Below are 22763 nucleotides of genomic sequence, written 5' to 3'. Positions count from 1 at the left end.
ATTTATAAAGGCTAAAAGATCTCTTAAAATATAAATCTATTTAAATAGGTTTCACCATGAGATAAAAGCCCATATTTCTCCCGAAATTTCAACTTGAAGACGGTATTTTTCTAAAAACTGTCCATTCTGTAAAGAAGAAGTGCAGGAGAGGGTGGGCATTCAGGAATGAGCACTGCATTTAGAAATTCTGCTACAATATCGCCAATTTTTCATATTGATCGTGCTTGATCTTTTGCACTGCGAATCTGCAGTAGGTATTTTCCATGAGTTTTAAACAAGAGTTAGCGGCGCAGGTCGCTCAGCGACGTACTTTCGCGATTATTTCCCACCCCGATGCCGGTAAAACGACCATGACAGAAAAACTGCTGTTATGGGGGCAGGCAATCCAGGTTGCCGGTATGGTAAAAAGCCGTAAGTCTGACCGTGCGGCGACTTCGGACTGGATGGAAATGGAAAAGGAACGTGGTATTTCGATCACGACCTCGGTCATGCAGTTCCCGTTTAAAGACAAGATGATCAACCTGCTTGATACCCCGGGGCATGAAGACTTCTCGGAAGATACCTACCGTACCCTGACTGCTGTGGACTCGGCGCTGATGGTGATTGATGGTGCAAAAGGTGTCGAGGACCGTACCATTAAATTGATGGAAGTGTGTCGTATGCGCGATACACCAATCATCTCTTTCGTCAACAAAATGGACCGTGAAATCCGTGAGCCGCTTGAGCTTCTGGACGAGATCGAAAACGTCCTGAAAATTAAATGTGTGCCAATTACCTGGCCGCTGGGTACTGGTCGTGACTTCGCTGGCGTATACAACCTGATCGAAGAAAAATTCTATGTCTATAAGGCGGGTTTCGGTTCAGTGATTACTGACATCGAAGTACGGGATGGTTATGACCATGCAGACCTGCGTGAAAAAGTAGGTGAGCTGGCATGGGCAGCATTTGAAGAATCTCTTGAACTGGTTCAAATGGCCAATGAGCCATTAGACCGTGAAGAATTCCTGGCAGGTCGCCAAACACCAGTGTTGTTCGGTACGGCATTGGGTAACTTTGGTGTAGACCATGTCCTGAATGCATTTAGTGAATATGCACCAGAGCCGAAAGCGCATCCAACACAAAACCGTAAAGTTGAAGCAACTGAAGAAGGTTTTAGTGGTTTCGTCTTCAAGATCCAGGCCAATATGGATCCGAAGCACCGTGACCGTATTGCCTTCATGCGGATCTGTTCAGGTAAGTATGAAAAAGGCCTGAAAATGAAGCATGTGCGTCTGGGTAAAGATGTACGTATTAGTGATGCATTGACCTTCCTGGCGGGTGACCGTCAGCATCTGGAAGAAGCATGGCCAGGCGATATTATTGGCCTGCATAACCACGGCACTATTCAGATTGGTGATACTTTTACTTCAGGTGAAGATCTGCAGTTCACAGGTATTCCACACTTTGCGCCGGAAATGTTCCGCCGTGTACGTCTGAAAGATCCATTGAAATCTAAGCAGTTACAAAAAGGTCTGAAAGAGCTTTCTGAAGAAGGCGCAACTCAGGTCTTCATGCCGCAACATAATAATGACCTGATCGTTGGTGCGGTGGGTGTGCTGCAATTTGAAGTGGTGGCGTATCGTCTGAAAGAAGAATACAAAGTAGATTGCGTGTATGAGCCTGTGAGTATTAATACTGTGCGTTGGGTTTCTTGTGAGGATGAAAAGAAATTTAATGAATTCAAGAAAAAAGCCCATGACCAGTTGTCTGTTGATGGTGGCGGCCACCTGACTTATCTGGCACCAAGCCGTGTCAATCTGCAACTGATGCAGGAACGTTACCCTGACATCGTGTTCCGCAATACCCGTGAACATTAACTAATAAAATGATTTAAAAATAAAACAGCTTCTCAGGAAGCTGTTTTATTTTGTGCTACATTCACTTATCTTTTCAAATTTGCTTGGGAATATGAAACTTAGCAATGCAGTCATGCTGAGTTCAGCAATCAGTTTAGGATTATTGCTGGGCGCCTGCGATCAAAAAAAATCAGAACCAGAAACAAAAACTCAGGATGCGGTAGTCGAAATTGAGCAAGTAGAAAAGGCAGATGTATTGCCTTATCTAAATATTCAGGAACAGCCGGCCAAGATTGCACTCCCATTTTGTGAAACCAAAAACTGTATCGAACTGGATATTCAGACCCTAGATACGGTAGATCCATGGCTGAACCAGTGGATGGAACGTAAACAGGCACTGGTGATTCAGGATCAGATTCGGGATAAAGATCAGCAGCAGGATATGAGCTTACAGCAGGCCGTCAATGCCTATATAAAAAAGTCAGATGCCTGGCAGGAACAGATTAAAATCAATAAAGCCTATCAACTATCCATGTATACCCGCATCCCTTATCAGCATAATCAGTATGTGTTAATGCAGATTGGGGTGGATACAGAGCAGGAAAATGTTACGGTGAAGGAACGTTATTATTTTTATGTGGCAGATCGCCGCAGTCAAAAAAATCTGACGGCCTTAGATATTATTGATCCACAAAAGCGGGTCACGATGGACAAGATCGTGCAAGATGCTTATGCAAAATGGCTAAAAGAAAATAGTAAAGAAGTACGACAAACTGCCCCGAAAAAATTGTATTGGGGGCAAGCTGACTGGTTCTTTGATCAGGAGGGGATTGGGCTGCATTATCGTGGTGGGGAAATTGTCAAGGATGCTAAACAACTTGATATTTATCTTAGTCAAGAACAAACACAACAGGTCTTGAAAGCTGAAGTGTATCAGCATATGTTTTAGGATTGATGCCCGAGAACGGGTGGAATGTGATGTAACACAAAAGGTTATTGAATGCCAAAATATAACAAGATATTCGGCCTGTCTGTACTGGCGACAGCGATTCTGTTGACTGCCTGTCAACCTCGAGAAAAGGAAGCCAAAGAGGTTAATCCACCGGAAGTCACTCAGGCAGAGCCTGAAATCGTCCAGCTCAAGGGTGAAACCGAAAAGCTTAACCTGGATCTCCCGGAATGTGATGGTAAAAGCTGTCCTGAAATCACCATTGAACGTCTGAACAGTAATCAGCGTTTTATTGATGAATTTATTGATCAACAGATTTTAACCCGACTGAAGGGTATGCTTGATGTTGATGCGATTACGTCAGCGAAAGTACAAGCTGCCAGTGAGCCAACACCTGTTCAATCCGCAGCTTCAGAGGCAGCTGTAACTCAACCCCAGCTCAGTGCACGTCAGCAGCTGGAAAAGCAGACTATTCCTTATATGCAGACTTTCCTGAATCTGGACAAGGAGCTGAAAGCACTCAGTGCCAATCACAGTATTAGCCTGATGATCAAGCCGAAGATCCTGAATCCTGGAAATCCGCTGGCAACAGTAGTATTAAATAGCACACATTATTTGGGTGGGGCACATGGTTCTACTGCACAGAACTATTATAACTTTGACCTGGATAGTAAAAAGTTGGTCAAACTGGATGATATTGTCCTGCCAAAACAAAAGGCGCAACTGGAAGCCAAAGCGCATGAAGCCTTTAAAACCTGGGTAATTGATTCAGAGCTGGCAACTGATGTTGCAGAATACGAGCAGGCCTGGAAATTCAAGTTAACGGATAATTTCTTCCTGACCAAACAAGGTCTGGCACTGCAATATGCAGAATATGAAATTGGACCTTATGTGGTCGGCTTGCCGCGTTTAAATATTCCTTATAGTGATTTACAGGGAATCTTAAAACCAGAGTATCTGCCGAAAACTGAACAGGCTGCTTCAGAAGCCCAAGTTGCAAAATGAGCCTAAAACTGTTTGATACGCATACCCACTTCGATGTTCCTGATTTTGAGCATGATCGGGAACAGTTAGCTTATGCCGCTAAAAAGGCAGGCGTGGAAGGACTAATCCTGATCGGCTTTTTACAGCAGCGTTTTCAGGACCTGATTCAAACCCAGCATTTTTTAAATAATCTTGCCGATGCGCCAAGGAGCTATCTAGCCCCCGGCTTACATCCTTTTTATATCGAGCAACATCAGCAGGAGCATTTGCAGGATTTAGAGCAGATCCTGCAAACTGAAGACTGTATTGCCATTGGTGAAATCGGCCTGGATACGTTTCTGAAACAGCATAAGCAAGCAGAAATTTTCCAGAAGCAGAAAGACTTTTTTGCTGCTCAGATTGAACTGGCACAGCAGTATGACAAACCGATTTTACTACATATCCGTAAATCCCATGCGGAAGTACTCAAAATACTGAAAGAGCATCAATTTCAACAGGGCGGTATTGCGCATGCCTTTGGTGGAGGAATCGAAGAAGCCAAGGCTTTTATTAAACTGGGTTTCAAGATTGGGGTGACAGGACAAATTACCAATCCTAATGCCAGAAAACTGCATCAGGTGGTACAGCAGATGGGCCCGGAACATCTGGTCCTTGAAACCGATTGTCCAGACATGACGCCCTTATGTTGTCAGCATTCTACTGAACAGCGTACCCGCAATACGCCTGTAAATCTGCCCTATGTGCTGCAAGGACTGGCTAAAAGTTTGCATATGGATCAAGAGGAACTGGCAGAACAGCTCTGGAAAAATACCCATCAGGCTTTGCATCTGGATATCTAATATAAAATCCTTGCATCAGTCGAAAACTGTATTTCAATGTATGATCCAATGAAAAAAGGCGCATTATGCAATTTCTAAAATGCTTTAGACTTGGCATCATGCATATAAATTATTTTGAGTGAGATTCACATGGCACAAGGACTATTGGCGGGTAAGCGCTTCCTGATCGCAGGTATTGCAAGTAAATTATCAATTGCTTTTGGTATTGCTCAGGCATTACACCGTGAAGGTGCAGAACTTGCTTTTACCTATCCAAATGAAAAGCTGAAAAAACGTGTAGATGATTTTGCTGCACAATTCGGTTCTGAATTGGTATTTCCTTGTGATGTGGCGGTAGATGCAGAAATTGACCATGCATTTGCAGAACTGGCAAAACACTGGGATGGTCTGGATGGAGTCGTGCATTCAATCGGTTTTGCACCTGCACATACCTTAGACGGTGACTTTACTGATGTGACGGATCGTGAAGGTTTCAAGATTGCACATGACATCAGTGCTTATAGCTTTATCGCGATGGCACGTGCTGCAAAGCCACTTTTAGCTGCACGCCAAGGTTGTCTACTCACTCTGACTTATCAAGGTTCTGAGCGCGTGATGCCGAACTACAACGTGATGGGTCTGGCGAAAGCATCACTAGAAGCGGGTGTACGTTACCTGGCATCTAGCTTGGGCGCAGACGGTATCCGCGTTAATGCCATCTCAGCTGGTCCAATCCGTACCCTTGCAGCGTCTGGCATTAAATCTTTCCGTAAAATGCTGGATCTGAATGAAAAAGTGGCTCCGCTTAAACGTAATGTCACTATTGAAGATGTTGGTAATGCTGCATTATTCCTGTGCTCACCATGGGCAAATGGCATCACTGGCGAAATCATGTATGTTGATGCCGGTTATAATACGGTTGGTATGAGCGCAGAGCTGATGCTGGATGCAGAATAAGATTTTTAATACTTATTTCAAGCAAAGAAAACCCCTCAATTGAGGGGTTTTTATTTTTTATGCTAATGGACAATGATGTAAATCTGATGACATCAAGTCTAAAAAAATAGGATGAAGATAATTTATCTTTTAATATTTTGCCATTAAGATGCTTAAAACAAAAAAATCAGGAAAATAACCATGTTTAAATCACTGTGGATTAGCATCATTTTCGTTATAGGCTTAGGTCTGGGAACTTCGGCTATGGCAGTAGAAGAGCACCAGCATTACAGCATGCATGACCTGGATAAAAATTTGAAAAAATTTAAAGCTGCAGAGGATTCTAAAGAGGCACAATCAGCATTACAGATCATGCAGCAAACTGTAGAAAGCTACCAGAAACATTTACCATCCAAGCTGCAAAAACTGAAAGCCGAAGATGCACATGTAGTGGCCTATCAGGGATTGCTAAAGGATTTGCTAATAGAGATTAAAAAGGCAGAACAGCTGGTTGCTGCTAAGCAGTTACAGGAAGCCCAAAATTTGTCCGTGAAAATGGATGAGATTAAAAAGAAGGGGCATCAAGCCTTTAAATAACTTATAAACAGACCATAAAAAAGACCGCAATTGCGGTCTTTTTTGATTCAGCATCAAACAATTAAGCTTGACCTTCAACAGCAGTAGCTTGCGCACGTTGCATGTTGGCTTCGAATTCAGCATCAAAGTTGATCGGTGTAAGAAGTAGCTGTGGGAAGCTACCTTTAGTGACCAGATCATTCACTGCTTCACGAAGGAATGGGAACAGGATGTTCGGACAGTACGCACCAAGAATGTAAGGCAGACGCTCTTCTTCAACACTATCAATCAGGAAGATACCTGCTTGAGTGACATCAACGATAAATGCTGTATCACCTTCGTTGTTTGCCTGTACTACCACTTTTAAAGCGACTTCAAAATGAGTTGGATCAATCTTTTCTGCAGAAGAAGAAAGGTTGATGTTCAGCTCGGGTTGCCATTGCTTGGTAAAAACTTGTGCCCCAGGTACTTCAAAAGAAATGTCTTTGGTATAAATACGCTCTAATGCCAATTGTGGTTGAGCTTGTTGTTCTTCACTCATTCTTTAATCCTTAATATGAGGTGATAATTAAAAGGCAATTAAGCCAGTAATTCGTCGAGTTTGCCTTCACGCTCTAAAGCGTAAAGCTGGTCAAAACCGCCGATAAATTGTTCATTAATAAAAATCTGTGGCACGGTACGGTGATTGGTGCGTTGCATCAAATCAAGACGAACCTGCGGATCTTCTTTAGACAGATTGATTTCTTTATATTCTACGCCCTTACGCTCAAGGAGCTGTTTTGCACGGACACAGTATGGACACACAGTCGTTGAATAGATAATGACTTCAGCCATGAATGAATCTCCTGATCGTAAATTATTTACTTTTCACCAGAGGTAAGCCTTGGGCTTTCCAGTTGCTGATGCCGCCATCAAGACGGTAAGCATCTGCATGACCGACCTGTTGTAGCGCAGTACCTGCAACTTGCCCAAGATTACAAATGAACACCAATGGGCGATCTGCTGTTTTTAACTCTTCGACATGTTTGGTAATTTGGCTGTATGGAATATTACGGCTACCGCTGATATGACCTTCACGGAAATCTTTGGCATCACGCAGGTCGATCAGCATGGCATTTTTTGCCTTAACCAAAATTCCCAGCGATTGCGGAGAAATTTTACGACCGTTACGTTGACCTTCGATAATGAAGAACAAAACCACCAATGCTGCAAGTGCACCAAACAAAAAGGGGTGATTCCCCATAAACTCGAACCAACGTTCCACAATTCACCTAATTACAATTTCAAAATTGCCAAGAGTATAGCTCATAAATATGGTGATCAAAATCACCGCTTCAAGGGCTAAAGCTTAAGAATATCAATTTTTTTGTTGAGCTTCCGTGATTTCATCAATTAATCGCAGATAGCTGTCCAAACGACGCGGCAAAATTTCACCTGAATCTGCTGCCTGACGTAAAGCACATTGCTTTTCATGTTTATGCGTGCAGTTACGGAACTGACAGTGCCCTAGCAGATTTTCAATCTCTGGAAAACCGGTTTGTACCTTGTCTAAAGTCAAATGCCACAGGCCAAATTCACGAATCCCCGGAGAGTCAATCAGCGCTGCGCCATCACCAAAGGAAATCAGGCGTGTTGAAGTTGTTGTATGCTGACCCAATGCCGAGTTTTCAGAAATAACATTCGTTTTTTGAGCTGCATCCGGCACGATGGCATTGATCAGGGTGCTTTTGCCTACACCTGATTGCCCCACAAATGCGACTGTTTCATCATTGAGACGCGCAGAAAGTTCAGTCAGATCTCCATCAGACTGGGTCTGCATGACTTCATAGCCCAGATTTTCATATTCTTTGAGCAGTTCCAGAATTGGATCATTTTCCTTGAGCAAGTCTGATTTATTCAGGACTAGGAGTGCGGGAATCTCTGCATCGGCACAAGCCACCAGATAACGATCAATCAGGCCTGGTGCTGGCTCAGGCAATGGTGCAAATACAATCACAATCAGGGAAATATTGGCTGCGACCGGTTTAACCTTGTGATAACGGTCAGGTCGGGTCAGCAGCGATTTACGCGGATGAATCGCAGTGATAATTCCCAAACCAGTATTTGGATCAGCCTGCCATTTGACCCGGTCACCTGTGACCAGCAATTCAAGGTTAGTACGGGTATGACAGCGCCACACACTGCCCATTTCAATTTCTTTCCAGAAGGGTTCAGGTTCACCTTCAGCCACCACCGGTTTTTCAGGATGTAGTTCAGGAACCGAGAGCGCCTGGACTTCTAGCTGTCGACCATAATGCTGCACGACCAGTCCTTCCAGGTCTTGGGAGGTATCCGCCTCTTCCTGACGCGTTTTGTGCTGTTTTTGAATACGACGTTGTTGTTGTTCAGTTAAACGACGTTTACGTATTAAAGCCATTCAAATCCTAAAAAACCATGGGAGTGAGATGGCAAAAATAGCATGAAGCAGGGTGTCAGTTACAGCATCGACGTAATAAATTTGCTACTATAAATGTTTTATAGCCTAATAAGATTGCACATTTATGAGCAGCACCCCTGATAGCCGCCTGATTTGGATCGACCTGGAAATGACAGGTCTGGATACAGACAATGACCAGATTATTGAAGTTGCAACGATTGTAACCGATGACAATTTAAATATTCTTGCCGAAGGTCCTGTCCTTGCAGTTCATCAGTCGGATCGTGTGCTCAATGCCATGGATGAATGGAATACCCGTCAACATGGACAATCGGGTCTGGTGGAGCGTGTGCGTCGCAGCAAACTTACTGCACAAGATGCTGAACAACAAACCATTGAATTCTTGAAAAAATGGGTCAATCCAAAAGTATCACCCATGTGTGGTAATTCGATCTGTCAGGATCGTCGCTTCTTGCACCGTCTGATGCCAGAACTGGAGCAATATTTCCATTACCGTAACCTGGATGTGTCTTCAGTGAAAGAGTTGGCAAAACGCTGGCGTCCGGAAATCATGAGTGGTCTTAAGAAAAATGCTTCACATCTGGCGATGGATGATATTCGTGATTCAATTGCTGAACTGAAATACTATCGTGAATATTTTTTCATTATGAACAAGTAATCCGGACATTGAAAAAGAGGCGTAAAGCCTCTTTTTTATTTACTTGAAGAGAGTCTTTTATTATAAAAATTGTCGCTGCTTTCAAACAGTACCCAGGTGAGCAGGACCAAAGCAAGATGGATCTGGGTTTCATGTTGATCAAAGACAATTAAAGCAAATAATCCCAAAGTCAGTAAGCGAATCATGATACTGATATAATAATTTTTCTGCTTTTTGAAAACTAAGCCATAAAGATAAAGCAGGAACAGAACAACCATGAGTGCATAAAGAGCGTTAAATAGCATACTGACCTGACTCCCTATAAGCTGAGAAGGATTAAAATATTCTGGTTATTAGGCTTCTTTCATAAATCATTTTTTAATCATTAAAATGAAATTCTCCTCTTTGTAGGAGATGAGTAGCACTACTGCGCAAGGAAAAGGTTATATCTAAGAAATCTCCCTTCTCCTCTTGCGAAGTAATACTTCTCATTCTAGAGGGAGAAGAAACTTTCAATATCTATTTAAATATGAATATAACGATCATTTTTTGATTTTTGAAAAAGATCTATTGTGATGATTTTAATGGCGAATAGAATTTGATCGATTTTAAGCTTTTTATGGATGGTTAAAGAATAGTTTTTTGACTGATTTTGTGTCTGAATTTTAGTGGCAGTCAACCGGCTGCGAATTTGCTAAAATGCCCCCGATGTTTTTCTTGCTATTGATGACCTATGACTGATCTGCTTCAAGATGATGAATATGACCGCCGCTTTGCCGGTGTAGCCAAAATTTATGGCGATGACAGCTTTAATCATTATGAAAACAGTCATGTGATGGTGATTGGAATTGGCGGTGTCGGTTCATGGGCAGTCGAAGCACTGGCACGTACCGGAATCGGTGAACTGACTCTTGTTGATATGGATGTAGTGGCGGCATCGAATATCAATCGTCAGTTACCCGCGATGACGACCACCTTAGGCCGTGAAAAGATTGAAATCATGGCAGAACGCTGCCGTGCGATTAACCCACGTATTAAAGTAAACTTGATTGATGACTATCTCTCGCCTGAAAATGTCAAAGAAATCCTGGCAGGTAATCCTGACATCATTCTGGACTGTATTGATGATGTAAAAGCTAAATTTGCTTTGATGCTGCATTGCCGTTTCAATAAAATTCCTCTGATTGTCTCGGGTGGAGCAGGCGGTAAACTGGACCCATTAAAAATCCGGGTGGCTGATTTATCCAAAACTGAACAGGACCCGATGCTGGCAAAATTACGTACGCAATTACGTGCAAAAGGTATCTGTAAAAAACCGAAAGAAAAATTTGGCATCACCTGTGTTTATTCAATCGACAATCCCTTCTCCAGTGCCGATGTCTGTCCAAGCGCGGGCTTACGTTGCGGTGGCTATGGTTCAGCGGTAGTGGTGACTTCCAGTTTTGCCATGGTTGCAGTATCAGAAGTGTTGAAAAAGTTGGATATGAAGCGAGCAAAAGACTGATATACAAAATAAAAAAGCACAGTTACTGTGCTTTTTTTGTGCCTGCGTTTAGAATGAAGACTATATTCATATAACAAAAAACAATATCAGGGAGCAGCTATGTGGTTCTTACTGGTGCTGATTTTGGGAATCGTGGCGTTGGGGATCTGGATGTGGAAGCGTCCTGACCCGGTAACACGAGATCAAGCCAGGGCAGTGCAACATGACCTATGGATTGAACAGGTTGAGGCCCAGCTCAAGCACGCTGCTCGTCTCAGTACTGAAGGGCAGCAGTCGAATTATGCGCGTGCCTATCAGATCTATCAGGATCTGGCTCAACAGCAGGAAATCCCTCAGGCCTATGTCGGTATGGGGCTGATGCAACTCAAAGGTTTGGGGCGTCCGCAAAGTACCGAAAATGCGATTAATCTGTTTGAAAATGCATTCCGTCTTGGCAGTGATGAAGCTGCTTACCATTTGGGACAGGTCTTTGAGGATGACCGTTATCAGCATCGAGATCGCGAAAAAGCACTGTATTGGTATCGTCATGCCGTGGCACGCGGTAATCTGGAAGCCCAGTATCGAATTACCGAATTGTCCGAACCCATTCAGGATGCAGCAGAACAGCATCGTCTACAACTGCTGATTCAGAATGCAGATCAGGGACACTCTGGTTCACAGTACCAGTTGGCACAATACTATTTGGCAGAGGGCACCACCCAAGATTTAAGCTTGGGAATCCATTATCTGTTTCTGGCCGCGCAGCAAGATCATCTCGAAGCAACCCAACAGATTGCACAACTGTATGCAAGCGGTGAGCTATTACCACAGGATCAGTCAAAAGCCTTACGCTTCATTAAACAAAGCGTTAATTTGGGCGATCAGAATGGTTTGTATGATTATTATGCTGGTGTATTGCTAGGTACGATTGATGTTGATCAGCGGCAGCGGATCTTGCAGCATTTGCAACAGCTGTCTTATGAGCATAAAGATGCTCAAGCCAAAACTTTACTTGGTTTAGCCTATTTTTATGGTTGGTTTGTCGATAAGAATGAAACCATGGCTTTTCGCTATTGGAGTGAAGCGGCGAATACTCAGTTTCCTCAAGCTTTGTGCATGATTGCAGCGTTATATTATGAGTCTTATCTGGTCGCACATGAACCGGAGAAAGCATTTGAACTCTATCAACATGCCTTGCAAAATGATCCTGATCATGGCTTTAGTCAGATGGGTCTGGCACTCTGCTATTTAAACGGAGTAGGTGTAGCAAAAGATACGGCTAAAGCTACCCAAATGATTCAGGAAATTGCACAGCAAGAGCAACTTGCAGCACAGTCTGAAGCTGATCTGATTTATATAGTGGGACGTTTTTATGGCTTGCCTGAATATCCACTGCCGACACGAGAAAAGGCAATTCAATATTTGAATCAGGCGGTGGCGAAAGGTTCAAGTAAGGCTGCCTGGTATCTGTATCAAGCATATTCTGGTTTTTATCCAGTCTTTGAAGTGAATGAGGAACAGGCCAAACGCTATTTGCATCAAGCGGCCCAGTTCGGTCATGCACACGCACAAGCACAGCTCGGTATGAATTATCTTAAAGGTGAAGGCATAGAGCAGGAGATTGCTTTAGGTCTGAATTATTTAAAGCAGGCAGCTGCCCAGCAGAATGCCATGGCCTTGAATGCACTCGGGGAAGTGATGGAACACGGTATTGGTGTTGAAGCTAATATAGATCAAGCGATCCAGTTCTATCATAAAGCTGCTGCACAGGTAAATGCTGACGCTTATGGTCATCTGGGACGTGTATACACCAAGGGTATTGGCGTAGATCGTGATGTAACGCTTGCCCGAGCATGGCTAGAGAAGGGAAGCTTGCTAGGACATGCGGCTTCGCAGGAGCAGCTCAATAATTTAAATGCCTATCTGCAAATGAAAAACAGACTGGCATAAAAAACCGCTGCCTCGGCAGCGGTTTTTTATTTGAAGATATTATGGTAATTGCTTGATTGGACTACCACCCAGCGCCTGCAGCAAAGTAACATAAGCGTTGTATTGATTTTGACGCGTTTGTACCAGACTGAGGCGCGCATTACGTGTGGTTTCCTGCGCATCAAGTAAGTTCTTCAAGGCAACTGCACCATTACGATAACGTACTTCAGTCAAACGTTCTGTTTTCTCTGCCAGCTCGACATTACGACGCTGTAGCTCGACCTGTTTTGTCAGCTCAGTACGATTTGACAGGGCATTTTCTACATCGGCAAAAGCTTCATAAATGGTTTGGCGATATTGCAGAATTGCTTTTTCATATTCCAGTTCATTCACTTGTAGATCACGTTTCATGTCATTCCATTGCAGGAAGGGCAAGGTGAGACCTGCGCCCAATGTTGCAACCGGATTTTTTAGCGCATCTGACAAAGACGTGCTGGTACCAATACCCGTACTTAAGCTACCGGTCAGACTAATTGATGGATAATAGCTGGCCTTGTTAGCATCTTTATTGGTAAGCGCTTTACGTAAACGCAATTCAGCAGCATTTAAGTCTGGACGACGTGACAGCAGACTTGCAGGCAAACCCGCTTCAATCGCAGGCAAGGCAATATTCGGCAGACGTTGTGGTTCCTGAATAGAAAGCTGCTGCACCGGCATATTCATAAGGACTGCAAGTGCGGTACGTGTTTCAACGCGTTGTTGCTCGATCTGACTTAAAGTAGCTTGCTGGCTCTGGATTGCCTGTTCAGCCTGGGTCAGATCTAGTCCGGAAACTGCACCAGCACGATACTGTACCCGTACCAGGTCATAAGTCTTCTGTGCCGTTGCCAGGTTCTGCTGTACGACACTATAGCGCTCATTTAAATAAGCCAATTGCCAGTAAAGCTGTGCAGTCGTTCCAATCAGGCTTTGCGCCGTTGCCTGCAAGTCTTGTTCAGTAGCACGAGCTTCCCAACGGGCTGCTTCAGTCTGATTGGCAAGCTTGCCAAATAGATCCAGCTCATAACTAAGACCAGGATAACCTAGTGAAATTCCAGTAGAACGGTCACCGTCGCCATCCAGACTAAACTGACGACCAGTTGAAACACGTGCATCACCAATGCGTATACCTTGCTGGCTTTGTGTTTGTCTGGTCTGAATACGTGCCTGTTGCAGATTAATCCCGGCTACTGCAAGGTTGCTATTGCGTGATAATACATCCTCGACAAGCGTATTTAGCTGTGGGTCTCTAAATAAGGTCCACCACTGGTCAGCCAGGACATCATCATAAATCTGCTTACTTAGCGCAGTATTATTCTGAAAACTGCCAGGCACAGCTATGCTTGGCTGTTCATAGGGTGTTTTTACCACAGCTGCACACCCCACCAGTGAACTCCCGAGAAGCAGGGCACTGGCAAGTTTGGTTAAATTCATTTGCATATCAGATTCCTTATTCTCGAGAGAGAGCATCGACAGGATTTAGTCGTGCTGCATTACGCGCCGGGATAAAGCCGAACACAATACCGATCAGGCTAGAGCAGACAAAGGCTGCCACAATGGAAGTGGTCGAATATGCCATCTGGAAAGTACCTCCAGCAAAATGGTTAATGAGTTGACCAATCCCGAGGGATAGCAGCACACCCAAAATGCCGCCCAGAATACACACCAGTACTGCTTCAATCAGGAACTGCTGCAGAATATCACTTTGACGGGCACCGACCGCCATACGTACCCCAATTTCCTGGGTACGTTCTGTTACCGACACCAGCATGATGTTCATCACACCAATACCGCCGACGACCAGAGAAATGACTGCAATCGCAGAAATCAGCAAGGTCATGGTCTGGGTCGTCTGCTGAATGGTTTCACGAATACTGTCCGCATTCTGAGTGAATACATCCTGCGCACCGTGGCGCTGTACCAGTAAGTTCAGGATCGCATTTTCAGCCGCGGCACTTGGGTACTCATCTTTAATACGTACAATGATCTGACGCACATTTGACTGTCCCAGCATACGGCTCATGACAGTTGAATAAGGCAGGTATACATTCAGCGTATCATTGTTGCCCATCATGCCTTTTTGCGCATCAATGACTCCAATCACTCGGGTTGGTACACTACCCAGCAAAATCACCTGTCCAACCGGATTGGTACCATCTTTGAAGAAAGTGTTTTGGGTATTGGTATCAATGACCACATCTTGGGCCTGTTCAGTCACACTTTCCTTATCAAAAGGCTGACCGGACTTAAAAGTCATGCCTCTGACATAGAAGAAGTCTTCACTGACGCCGTTGACGGTGGTTGAAGCTTCAATCTCTTTATACCGTCCAGTGACACTGCTGTTGACCGATGGACTGACACCATCAACATACGGCTGTTCTGCCAAAGCATCTGCATCCGCAGGAATTAGGGTTTTGGCTTGGGAGGACCGTGAATTATCCCCGAAGCCACGGCCCTGGAATACAGTAATAGTATTGGTCCCGAGACTGCTAATATTTTCCAGAATCTGCTTTTGCGAGCCGTTACCCAGCGCAACCACGGAAACCACGGAGGCAATCCCGATAATAATCCCAAGCATGGTCAGAAAGGTTCGCATGCGGTGGGCATTCATGGCGAGTAGCGCCATACGGAATGCTTCACCAAGACGATCTACCGCTGAACGCCAGCTGGAGATTTTCTTCTGTTCACTGCGTTCTAGTGTTTGCTTTGTAAAACCATCATCGACTTCAGGTACATTCTGCTGATCAGAAATAATATTACCGTCTGAAATCTCAATAATACGGGTCGCATTCTTGGCCACATTATGATCATGTGTAACCAGAATAATGGTATGACCTTTGGCATTCAGCTCGCGCAAAATGCGCATTACTTCAATACCGCTATTCTTGTCCAATGCCCCTGTTGGTTCATCGGCAAGAATAACGTCACCACCATTCATTAAGGCCCGAGCAATTGAAACACGCTGCTGCTGACCACCAGACAGCTGACTTGGGCGGTTTTCGGTTTTTTCACCTAGCCCCAAATCTGTCAGCAATTTGACAGCACGCTCATGGCGTTCAGTTGAGTCCGCACCCGCGTAAATGGCAGGCACTTCAACGTTGCCTGCAGCATTCAAGTCACCAAGAAGATGATAACGCTGGAAAATAAAGCCGAAGTATTCACGGCGTAACTGGGCCAGCTCGTCCGCTTCCAGTTCGCGGGTTTCACGCCCTTTGACTTTATAGCTACCAGCAGTGGGTTTATCCAGACAGCCCAGAATATTCATCAAGGTGGATTTACCTGAACCGGACTGACCAACAATGGCAACCAGCTCGCCGGGATAGATTTCGAGGTTAACACCCTTGAGAATCTGAACCGTACTTTCACCCGCTGGGAATTCACGAATCAGATTCTTGACCTCTAACAGAGGCTGTTGTTGTTGACTCATGCTTACATTCTCATTGGGCCGGCGCCACTACGACCACCACCGCTTCGTTTAGCACCGTCATTTGAAGTGTCTGAACCATCGGCAATGATCACCTGATCACCACGTTTCAGGCCTTTAATCACTTGCGCTGTCACACGGTTATTCAGACCGATCAGCACTGGTGTCGGTTTAGCAGTGCCGTCCGCTTGTAATACGCGAACCATGGCACGTTGAGCTTTGCCTTGTTCAATCAGAGCACGTTCTGCATCAGAAAGTTCCAGACGGGCAGGGCGTTCACCTTTTGCATTGTCAGCACGGCTTTCATCACGAGCAGCAGACTCTTCGCTGCGTGGACGACCCTCGCCGCGTGTTTCTTGAGCGCCTTCACCACGATTTGGACGTTGTGGACGGTTAGAGGTTTGAATCGCAGCGGCTGGAATGGTCAATACATTTCGTGCTTCATCCAGCACAATATAAACTTGCGCCGTCATATCAATACGCAATTTGCCATCTTCATTCGGTACATCGAACAAGGCGTTGTAATACACTGCAGAACTAGAAGATGAACTTGAAGTATTGGTATCGGTATTAATTGAATTTGGTGCTGGTTCTACCTGACGTAGTTTCGCGTAGATTTTCTTTTCACTGTTGCCTAGGGTAGTGAAATAAACCGTTTGGCCTTCTTCAACTTTCATGACATCTGCTTCAGAAATCTCGGCTTTGATGGTCATGGTGTCAAGTTTTGCCAGCTTCACAATGGTCGGTGCACTCTGGTTCGCGTTTACGGTCTGGCCTTCTTCAGTCACAATCGCCACAATGGTGCCATCCATCGGTGCCACGATTTGGGTATAGCCCAGATCTTCTTTTGCAGTGGCCAAAGTTAAACGTGACTGTTCAATCTGAGCATTAATTGCAGTAATGTCCGCTTGTGCTGTCTTATAACTTGCCAAGGCTGATTCCAGCTCTGAACGAGAAGTCGCATCCTGTGCATACATGGCTTTCTGACGGTTATATTCTGCTTCAACTTTGGCCAGATTTGCTTGTCGCACTGCCAATTGAGCCATCTGGTTTTTAATACTGGCTTCAGCAGTTTTTAAATCATTTTCCTGACGTACAGAATCAATTTGAGCAATTAACTGACCCTGTTTAACCTGATCGCCCAGTTGCACATACATTCTTTTCACCTGACCAGAAACCTGCGCACCGACGCTGACCATTTTGGTGGCTTCCAGTACACCTGTTGCCAGTACCGAGTTTTCAATATCTCCCTGAGTCACCTCAGCAGTAATGTATTGTGTTGGCTGTTCTTCAGGTTTGAGGAAATACCACCCGGTGGCTATAAGTGCAATGGCAATGACTACTGCCATGATCAGTTTGGACGGTTTTATTTTTGGCATAGTGAACAGATTTAAGTCAGAGATATGTGAGTGATTATAAAAGCGAATTAAGGATAAATCGTGAATTTTTTTAACAAATAAGAATGATTATTATTTTATTTATCTGATGATTAAGCTATTAATGAAATAAAGTTTTGCCACACATGCTGGCAATGGCTTGCTGCACCAAATGTTCAGGGTTTTCATGCCCCAACCCTTTGATAGAAGCATCAACTCTTAATAACAGGGCCGGCCAAGCTAAAAAGGTTTGTGGGCTAAGTCGACGTAAAGCCTGTTGATATAGGCTAACTTTGGTTTTCCAGATACCGATCTGTAGCGCATTTTGTGGCTGTTCAAACAGTTGCATTAACAAACGCATTTCCTTGCTGATACTCCACAGAATTAAGCTCAATGGCTCACCAGAAGCAATCAGATACTGAAAAATTTTAATCGATTGTGCCAGATTGCCATTTAGCAAGGCATCACTCAGGTCATAGGTACTATAACGTGATTGATCTTGCAGGCAGGCATACAGATGATCCACCTGGATTACATCGATCTCAGCAAAGGTATCACTAACACGCATCAGACTATTTTTGGCTGCCAGCAGGTTATGCTCATGGTGTTGTTCCAACCATACCCAGGCATCATTGGCAAGTTTAATGCCGAGCTTTTCTGCCTCAACTGACAAAATTTGCTGACGGTCGCGCGGATAATTGGCTGTCAGAGAGACATTGACGCCATTGGCATCCATGACCTGGAAAAAGCTGGATTTCAGGCTGCTACTATCCTGTTTAGGCATGATGATCAGCAATAAATTGTCACTGTCCTGCTGCAAATAGCTTTTTAATAGCTTGATGCCACTAGCGTCCGGCTTGATGTTGCCATGTACTTCAACCGCTAATTGAGTCGAAAACAGAGACAAACTATTTAATGCATTAAAGACATTTTTCCAGTCACTGACCGAACTGACATCATAGCGCTGACGTTCAACTTCCCGCTGTTGCCAGCTGGTACGAAAAGCATCCATCAAGTTCTGCTCAAGCAGAGGTTCCTGACCATGTAACACCCAGGCACCGCGAGCATCGGAGACACGTTTTAATGCCTGAAGGTAATCAAGTTTCATGGTTCAGTCTTATTGTGCCGGTTGAGTAGGAGTGGCAGGTTTTGCCAAAGGTAGACGGTTCGACGAAATCTGACGCGCAATCTGTTGTGCTACATCATCTACAAGTACCTGTCTTAAGAAAACTTCTTCCTGGTCATCAGTATTTACTGTCTCGATATCATATTGATAGGTGCGGGTCGCGACGATCGTACGCGGTTCAGTCACAGGATTACCTTGTGCATCTTCAATACGGAAAGTCACATTGAGACGTAATAATGTTTCTACCAGTTTACCGTTTAATTCCAAACGACGCGGAGTATAATCCAGTACACGCAATACATAGGCATTTGGTGAATTTGACAATTGTACGCCGGCCGCACCCAGATAAATTGCTAGTTTTTCCTGAAGTTCCTCGGTATTGGCAGGTAAAGCCAGACTCATTACTGAATAAGCCACAGGTACTGAGCTTGGATTATTACCTTTAAGATGGAAGCCACAGCCGACTAGGCCTGCACTCAGGCCACAAGTTAAAACAATTACTGCTAAACGTTTGCCCAAATGCATGCGCTGTCCTCTGTTTTTCCAAAATGGGAAAATATTGAAATTCTGTAGGGGATTGTAAAGTCAAAGCCCGTTGACTGGCAACGGGCTTTGTTTGGGAATTGTGAAATCCTTTATAAAGTCCCTTCTCCCTCTGGGAGAAGGCTAGGATGAGGTGATTTTTTCAACTTACCTCTCCCTAACCCTCTCCTAATAGGAGAGGGAACTTGAGGATATTAAACCACCAAATTCACTAACTTATTCGGCACCACAATTTCTTTCTTGGTTGGACCCGTCAAGAATTGTTGAACTTCTGGCAATGCTTTCGCTTGCGCCAAGATGTCATCTTTAGACGCATCGACAGATACTTCTAATTTGCCACGAAGTTTACCGTTCACTTGAACCACGATGGTTTGGGTATTACGGGTTAATGCAGACTCATCAACGCTTGGGAACTGAGCAGAAGTTAACTCAATACCAAACTGCGCCAATAGAGTCTGGCTTAAGTGTGGTGCAAATGGTGCAAGCAACGTTAAAAGCGTAATGATCGATTCACGTGCAACCGCCACGTCATTGTCATCTTTCGCTTCAAACTTATTGTTTGCGTTCAGAAGTTCCATCATCGCTGCAATGGCAGTGTTAAATGCATGACGACGTTCGATGTCATCACCCACTTTTTGGATGGTTTCATGCGTTTTACGGCGTAAGTCTTGCGCAGCAGTAGAAAGCGTAGATTTATCAATAGCTGATACATTGTTACCTTGTTCAAGGAAACCCGTTGCCAAACGCCATACACGTTTCAAGAAACGGTTTGCACCTTCCACACCTGCATCTGACCATTCAAGAGATTGATCAGGTGGTGCAGCAAACATCATGAATACACGTGCAGTGTCTGCGCCGTATTGGTCAATAATCGCTTGCGGGTCGATCCCGTTGTTTTTCGATTTCGACATTTTCTCTTGACCGCCGACAGTGACTTCTTGACCATCACCTTTGTATTTGGCAGAAAGAATACGACCTTTTTCGTCTTTCTCTAACTCGATATCCGCAGGGTTAAACCAGGTTTTCTTACCTGATTCAGCTTCGCGGTAGTAAGTATCAGCAAGTACCATACCTTGTGTTAACAAGTTCGTGAATGGTTCGTTGCCTTGTACCACACCTTCATCACGCATCAATTTGTGGAAGAAACGTGCATAGAGCAAGTGTAGAATCGCATGCTCAACACCACCGATATACTGGTTTACAGGCAACCAGGTTTGACCTGCTTCAGGTTTCACCATGCCATCAGTAAAGTCTGGCGATGCATAACGTGCATAGTACCAAGAAGACTCTACGAAGGTATCCAAGGTGTCTGTTTCACGACGAGCGTCGCCACCACAGCAAGGACATTTCGTTTCATAGAACTCAGGCATTTTATTAAGCGGGTTACCTGAACCGTCTGGCACCACATCCGTTGGAAGTACAACAGGAAGTTGATCTTCTGGCACTGGCACTTGACCACAGGTGTCACAGTTAATCATTGGAATTGGACAACCCCAATAACGCTGACGAGAGACACCCCAGTCACGTAAACGGAATTGAACTTTAACGTTGGCAAGACCTTGAGGTTCAAGTTTTGCCAGGAATGCATCGAATGCGCCTTGGAAGTCTAAACCGTCAAATTCACCTGAATTGACCAGTTTACCTTCTTTAGAGCCATACCATTCTTGCCACTCTGTTGCATTAAAGTCCGCATCATTAGCGCCTTTCGCATCAATGACTTGCTTAATGGTGAGGCCATATTTGTTAGCAAATTCGAAGTCACGTTCATCATGTGAAGGCACCGCCATCACCGCGCCTGAACCGTAAGACATAAGCACGTAGTTTGCGATCCAAACTGGAACTTGTTCACCTGTTACAGGGTGCTTAACTGACAAACCTGTTGCCATGCCTTTCTTCTCGGCAGTGGCAAGGTCTGCTTCTGCCACAGAACCCATACGGCATTCTTCGATGAATGCTTGTAATTCAGGGTTGGTTTCAGCTGCTTTCAGCGCCATTGGGTGTTCTGCTGCAACCGCAACATAAGTCACACCCATTAATGTGTCAGCGCGAGTCGTAAATACCGTTAAGCCGTCTGCATAGGTTTCTGGATTCGCTGAAGGGAAGGTGATTTCCATCCCTTGTGAGCGACCAATCCAGTTACGTTGCATAGTCAAGACTTGTTGTGGCCAACCGTCTTTGAGTGTGTCTAAATCATCCAGTAATTCTTGCGCATAGTCGGTAATGCGGAAGTAGTACATTGGAATATCACGTTTCTCAACTAATGCACCTGAACGCCAGCCACGACCATTTTCAACTTGTTCGTTTGCAAGAACAGTTTGATCCACTGGATCCCAGTTTACGGTTGAAAGTTTACGGTAGATCAGACCTTTTTTATAAAGCTGAACGAATAACCATTGTTCCCAGCGATAGTATTCTGGTGTACAAGTGGCAAATTCACGATCCCAGTCAATCGATAGACCGAGTTTTTTCAACTGATTACGCATGTAATCAATGTTTTCAAAGGTCCATTTAGCCGGTGCAACTTGGTGTGCAATCGCTGCGTTTTCAGCAGGTAGACCGAATGCATCCCAACCCATTGGTTGAAGCACAGTTTCACCTTTTAAACGGTGGAAACGGCTGATCACGTCACCAATCGTATAGTTACGCACATGACCCATATGCAGTTTGCCACTTGGGTAAGGGAACATCGAGAGGATATAACGACGTGGACCTTCTACAGTGTCGGCAACTTTAAAGGCTTTCTGCGATTCCCAGTCCTGTTGGACTTGAGGCTCAATCGCACTGGCTTGGTATTCTGAGTCAATGTGAGTAGTCATATACGTAATACAAGAGAACGGTTAAAAAATTATGAGGCACAGCATAGCGCAAAATGCACTTATAGTGAATTTTGCACTCACATTTCCCGAAGAAAAACGACTGTCCTATTAAAGGGATGCCTTATAAAGCGACTGCACGCTTTTTAGATTGTTGCAAGGCTTCGTTCGCTTCGCGTTGCTGCTGGTCTTGATTCGCTGGAGCTTGAGGCGATTGTTGCAGCTGTTCTTGAGATGCGTGCTCAGTTTGTTCAGCAGGTTCAGTATTTCTAGGAGGGGTTGGGGCTGAATTTTTCCAGCCATAAGTTTCCACTTTACCTGCTTTTTTTGCATTTTTTGGCGGTGGTGTTTTGGTGTAATGCGTTACTCCCTTGGCATCGACCCATTTATAGTATTGATTTGCCATGGTGTTTCCACTCATAAAACAGAGTAGAAGGGTGTTTGTTAACATGGCAAACAGTGAATGTCTCATGGTTATTGATCCTTTGCAGTTTCAGCATTCAGGTTGTGCATATTGTAGTCAGTTTAAATAATCAGAGGAGTATTTTTATCGACTTTTCGTAATAAATGCAGAAAAAGCTAATTGAAGAAAATATAAACAGACTAATAAGTAAATTTATTTATAAACATTAAAATCAAAAAATAGAAAAATTCATTCATTTTTTTTATATAAGGCATACTAAAATTTTATAAAAATAAATATTTATCATAATGATTTTATTGAATATTTTTTTCTTTATAAAGAGGGGGTGTAAAGCTATATCTTTAATAAAAGTTTAGAAAAACAGCAAAAACCCTATAAGCTAGATGAAACAGAGTGTTTTTTGAACTTGACTTTACAGACTGAAAACACAAGAA

At 44.1% G+C, this 22763-nt stretch carries 21 protein-coding genes; 9 read left to right on the top strand and 12 right to left on the bottom strand.

Annotated features, from left to right (window positions below):
- Positions 1 to 263 precede the first annotated feature (263 nt).
- The 6 genes from FSC11_RS12360 (at position 264) to FSC11_RS12335 (ending at position 6119) form a co-directional block, all read left to right on the top strand.
- On the top strand, positions 264 to 1856 hold the full coding sequence (locus FSC11_RS12360; protein ID WP_163167186.1) for a peptide chain release factor 3: 1593 nt from the start codon (positions 264 to 266) through the stop codon (positions 1854 to 1856).
- Between the two features lie 91 nt (positions 1857 to 1947).
- Positions 1948 to 2784 carry a hypothetical protein gene (locus tag FSC11_RS12355; protein WP_163167184.1) on the top strand — a complete coding sequence of 279 codons (837 nt, stop codon included), beginning with the start codon at positions 1948 to 1950 and terminating at the stop codon, positions 2782 to 2784.
- 51 nt (positions 2785 to 2835) lie between these two features.
- Positions 2836 to 3789, top strand: coding sequence for an RsiV family protein (locus tag FSC11_RS12350; protein WP_163167182.1), 954 nt, complete (start codon positions 2836 to 2838; stop codon positions 3787 to 3789).
- Complete coding sequence (locus FSC11_RS12345; protein WP_163167180.1) at positions 3786 to 4607, top strand: TatD family hydrolase; 822 nt, start codon at positions 3786 to 3788, stop codon at positions 4605 to 4607. Before FSC11_RS12350 ends, FSC11_RS12345 begins: the two co-directional genes overlap by 4 nt.
- Before the next feature lie 129 nt (positions 4608 to 4736).
- A complete protein-coding gene (locus tag FSC11_RS12340; protein WP_004890043.1) occupies positions 4737 to 5543 on the top strand; it encodes an enoyl-ACP reductase FabI in 807 nt (268 codons plus the stop codon).
- A 180-nt stretch (positions 5544 to 5723) separates the two neighbouring features.
- Positions 5724 to 6119, top strand: coding sequence for a cytochrome b562 (locus FSC11_RS12335; protein ID WP_163167178.1), 396 nt, complete (start codon positions 5724 to 5726; stop codon positions 6117 to 6119).
- 61 nt (positions 6120 to 6180) lie between these two features.
- On the opposite strand, the gene secB is transcribed toward FSC11_RS12335, so the two are convergent.
- The 4 genes from secB to rsgA form a co-directional block, all read right to left on the bottom strand.
- Positions 6181 to 6639 carry a protein-export chaperone SecB gene (gene secB, locus FSC11_RS12330; protein WP_004813149.1) on the bottom strand — a complete coding sequence of 153 codons (459 nt, stop codon included), beginning with the start codon at positions 6637 to 6639 and terminating at the stop codon, positions 6181 to 6183.
- 38 nt (positions 6640 to 6677) lie between these two features.
- Positions 6678 to 6932, bottom strand: a complete 255-nt coding sequence (grxC, locus tag FSC11_RS12325; RefSeq protein ID WP_004813145.1) for a glutaredoxin 3 — start codon at positions 6930 to 6932, stop codon at positions 6678 to 6680.
- 22 nt (positions 6933 to 6954) lie between these two features.
- Positions 6955 to 7362 carry a rhodanese-like domain-containing protein gene (locus FSC11_RS12320; protein ID WP_004813143.1) on the bottom strand — a complete coding sequence of 136 codons (408 nt, stop codon included), beginning with the start codon at positions 7360 to 7362 and terminating at the stop codon, positions 6955 to 6957.
- Between the two features lie 93 nt (positions 7363 to 7455).
- On the bottom strand, positions 7456 to 8514 hold the full coding sequence (rsgA, locus tag FSC11_RS12315) for a small ribosomal subunit biogenesis GTPase RsgA (protein WP_004813141.1): 1059 nt from the start codon (positions 8512 to 8514) through the stop codon (positions 7456 to 7458).
- 124 nt (positions 8515 to 8638) lie between these two features.
- Between rsgA and orn the strand changes: the two genes are divergently transcribed.
- The gene (gene orn, locus FSC11_RS12310) at positions 8639 to 9193 is read left to right on the top strand and encodes an oligoribonuclease (protein ID WP_004813140.1); all 555 of its coding nucleotides are present in this window, start codon (positions 8639 to 8641) and stop codon (positions 9191 to 9193) included.
- A gap of 35 nt (positions 9194 to 9228) precedes the next feature.
- On the opposite strand, the gene FSC11_RS12305 is transcribed toward orn, so the two are convergent.
- The gene (locus FSC11_RS12305; RefSeq protein WP_004813139.1) at positions 9229 to 9477 is read right to left on the bottom strand and encodes a hypothetical protein; all 249 of its coding nucleotides are present in this window, start codon (positions 9475 to 9477) and stop codon (positions 9229 to 9231) included.
- A gap of 428 nt (positions 9478 to 9905) precedes the next feature.
- Between FSC11_RS12305 and FSC11_RS12300 the strand changes: the two genes are divergently transcribed.
- Both FSC11_RS12300 and FSC11_RS12295 read left to right on the top strand, forming a co-directional pair.
- The gene (locus FSC11_RS12300) at positions 9906 to 10676 is read left to right on the top strand and encodes a tRNA threonylcarbamoyladenosine dehydratase (protein WP_163167176.1); all 771 of its coding nucleotides are present in this window, start codon (positions 9906 to 9908) and stop codon (positions 10674 to 10676) included.
- Between the two features lie 99 nt (positions 10677 to 10775).
- Positions 10776 to 12605: a tetratricopeptide repeat protein gene (locus FSC11_RS12295; RefSeq protein ID WP_163167174.1), complete on the top strand. Its 1830-nt coding sequence runs from the start codon at positions 10776 to 10778 to the stop codon at positions 12603 to 12605.
- Between the two features lie 39 nt (positions 12606 to 12644).
- Here the strand turns inward: FSC11_RS12295 and FSC11_RS12290 are convergent, their stop codons facing one another.
- The 7 genes from FSC11_RS12290 to FSC11_RS12260 form a co-directional block, all read right to left on the bottom strand.
- Positions 12645 to 14063 (bottom strand): efflux transporter outer membrane subunit, encoded by a 1419-nt coding sequence (locus FSC11_RS12290; protein ID WP_163167172.1) that lies wholly within the window; start codon positions 14061 to 14063, stop codon positions 12645 to 12647.
- Between the two features lie 10 nt (positions 14064 to 14073).
- Positions 14074 to 16050 (bottom strand): MacB family efflux pump subunit, encoded by a 1977-nt coding sequence (locus tag FSC11_RS12285; protein ID WP_163167170.1) that lies wholly within the window; start codon positions 16048 to 16050, stop codon positions 14074 to 14076.
- A gap of 2 nt (positions 16051 to 16052) precedes the next feature.
- Complete coding sequence (locus FSC11_RS12280) at positions 16053 to 17426, bottom strand: efflux RND transporter periplasmic adaptor subunit (protein ID WP_163167168.1); 1374 nt, start codon at positions 17424 to 17426, stop codon at positions 16053 to 16055.
- Between the two features lie 118 nt (positions 17427 to 17544).
- Positions 17545 to 18531: a DNA polymerase III subunit delta gene (holA, locus tag FSC11_RS12275; protein ID WP_071320456.1), complete on the bottom strand. Its 987-nt coding sequence runs from the start codon at positions 18529 to 18531 to the stop codon at positions 17545 to 17547.
- 9 nt (positions 18532 to 18540) lie between these two features.
- Positions 18541 to 19074, bottom strand: coding sequence for an LPS-assembly lipoprotein LptE (locus FSC11_RS12270; RefSeq protein WP_163167166.1), 534 nt, complete (start codon positions 19072 to 19074; stop codon positions 18541 to 18543).
- A gap of 212 nt (positions 19075 to 19286) precedes the next feature.
- Positions 19287 to 21908, bottom strand: coding sequence for a leucine--tRNA ligase (gene leuS / locus FSC11_RS12265; RefSeq protein WP_163167164.1), 2622 nt, complete (start codon positions 21906 to 21908; stop codon positions 19287 to 19289).
- A gap of 121 nt (positions 21909 to 22029) precedes the next feature.
- Positions 22030 to 22356 carry a DUF4124 domain-containing protein gene (locus FSC11_RS12260; protein ID WP_227591025.1) on the bottom strand — a complete coding sequence of 109 codons (327 nt, stop codon included), beginning with the start codon at positions 22354 to 22356 and terminating at the stop codon, positions 22030 to 22032.
- Positions 22357 to 22763 lie beyond the last annotated feature (407 nt).

This window comes from Acinetobacter schindleri (assembly GCF_010918895.1).
GTDB lineage: Bacteria > Pseudomonadota > Gammaproteobacteria > Pseudomonadales > Moraxellaceae > Acinetobacter > Acinetobacter schindleri.
The sequence above is the reverse complement of the archived record's forward strand: the minus strand, read 5'-3'. Positions and strand labels throughout refer to the sequence as shown.

Bases quoted from the DNA above. Each gene is read 5' to 3' on its own strand.
- FSC11_RS12360 (WP_163167186.1), top strand. From the start codon at position 264: ATGAGTTTTAAACAAGAGTTAGCGGCGCAGGTCGCTCAGCGACGTACT.
- FSC11_RS12355 (WP_163167184.1), top strand. From the start codon at position 1,948: ATGAAACTTAGCAATGCAGTCATGCTGAGTTCAGCAATCAGTTTAGGA.
- FSC11_RS12350 (WP_163167182.1), top strand. From the start codon at position 2,836: ATGCCAAAATATAACAAGATATTCGGCCTGTCTGTACTGGCGACAGCG.
- FSC11_RS12345 (WP_163167180.1), top strand. From the start codon at position 3,786: ATGAGCCTAAAACTGTTTGATACGCATACCCACTTCGATGTTCCTGAT.
- FSC11_RS12340 (WP_004890043.1), top strand. From the start codon at position 4,737: ATGGCACAAGGACTATTGGCGGGTAAGCGCTTCCTGATCGCAGGTATT.
- FSC11_RS12335 (WP_163167178.1), top strand. From the start codon at position 5,724: ATGTTTAAATCACTGTGGATTAGCATCATTTTCGTTATAGGCTTAGGT.
- secB (WP_004813149.1), bottom strand. From the start codon at position 6,639: ATGAGTGAAGAACAACAAGCTCAACCACAATTGGCATTAGAGCGTATT.
- grxC (WP_004813145.1), bottom strand. From the start codon at position 6,932: ATGGCTGAAGTCATTATCTATTCAACGACTGTGTGTCCATACTGTGTC.
- rsgA (WP_004813141.1), bottom strand. From the start codon at position 8,514: ATGGCTTTAATACGTAAACGTCGTTTAACTGAACAACAACAACGTCGT.
- orn (WP_004813140.1), top strand. From the start codon at position 8,639: ATGAGCAGCACCCCTGATAGCCGCCTGATTTGGATCGACCTGGAAATG.
- FSC11_RS12305 (WP_004813139.1), bottom strand. From the start codon at position 9,477: ATGCTATTTAACGCTCTTTATGCACTCATGGTTGTTCTGTTCCTGCTT.
- FSC11_RS12300 (WP_163167176.1), top strand. From the start codon at position 9,906: ATGACTGATCTGCTTCAAGATGATGAATATGACCGCCGCTTTGCCGGT.
- FSC11_RS12295 (WP_163167174.1), top strand. From the start codon at position 10,776: ATGTGGTTCTTACTGGTGCTGATTTTGGGAATCGTGGCGTTGGGGATC.
- FSC11_RS12290 (WP_163167172.1), bottom strand. From the start codon at position 14,063: ATGCAAATGAATTTAACCAAACTTGCCAGTGCCCTGCTTCTCGGGAGT.
- FSC11_RS12285 (WP_163167170.1), bottom strand. From the start codon at position 16,050: ATGAGTCAACAACAACAGCCTCTGTTAGAGGTCAAGAATCTGATTCGT.
- FSC11_RS12280 (WP_163167168.1), bottom strand. From the start codon at position 17,426: ATGCCAAAAATAAAACCGTCCAAACTGATCATGGCAGTAGTCATTGCC.
- holA (WP_071320456.1), bottom strand. From the start codon at position 18,531: ATGAAACTTGATTACCTTCAGGCATTAAAACGTGTCTCCGATGCTCGC.
- FSC11_RS12270 (WP_163167166.1), bottom strand. From the start codon at position 19,074: ATGCATTTGGGCAAACGTTTAGCAGTAATTGTTTTAACTTGTGGCCTG.
- leuS (WP_163167164.1), bottom strand. From the start codon at position 21,908: ATGACTACTCACATTGACTCAGAATACCAAGCCAGTGCGATTGAGCCT.
- FSC11_RS12260 (WP_227591025.1), bottom strand. From the start codon at position 22,356: ATGTTAACAAACACCCTTCTACTCTGTTTTATGAGTGGAAACACCATG.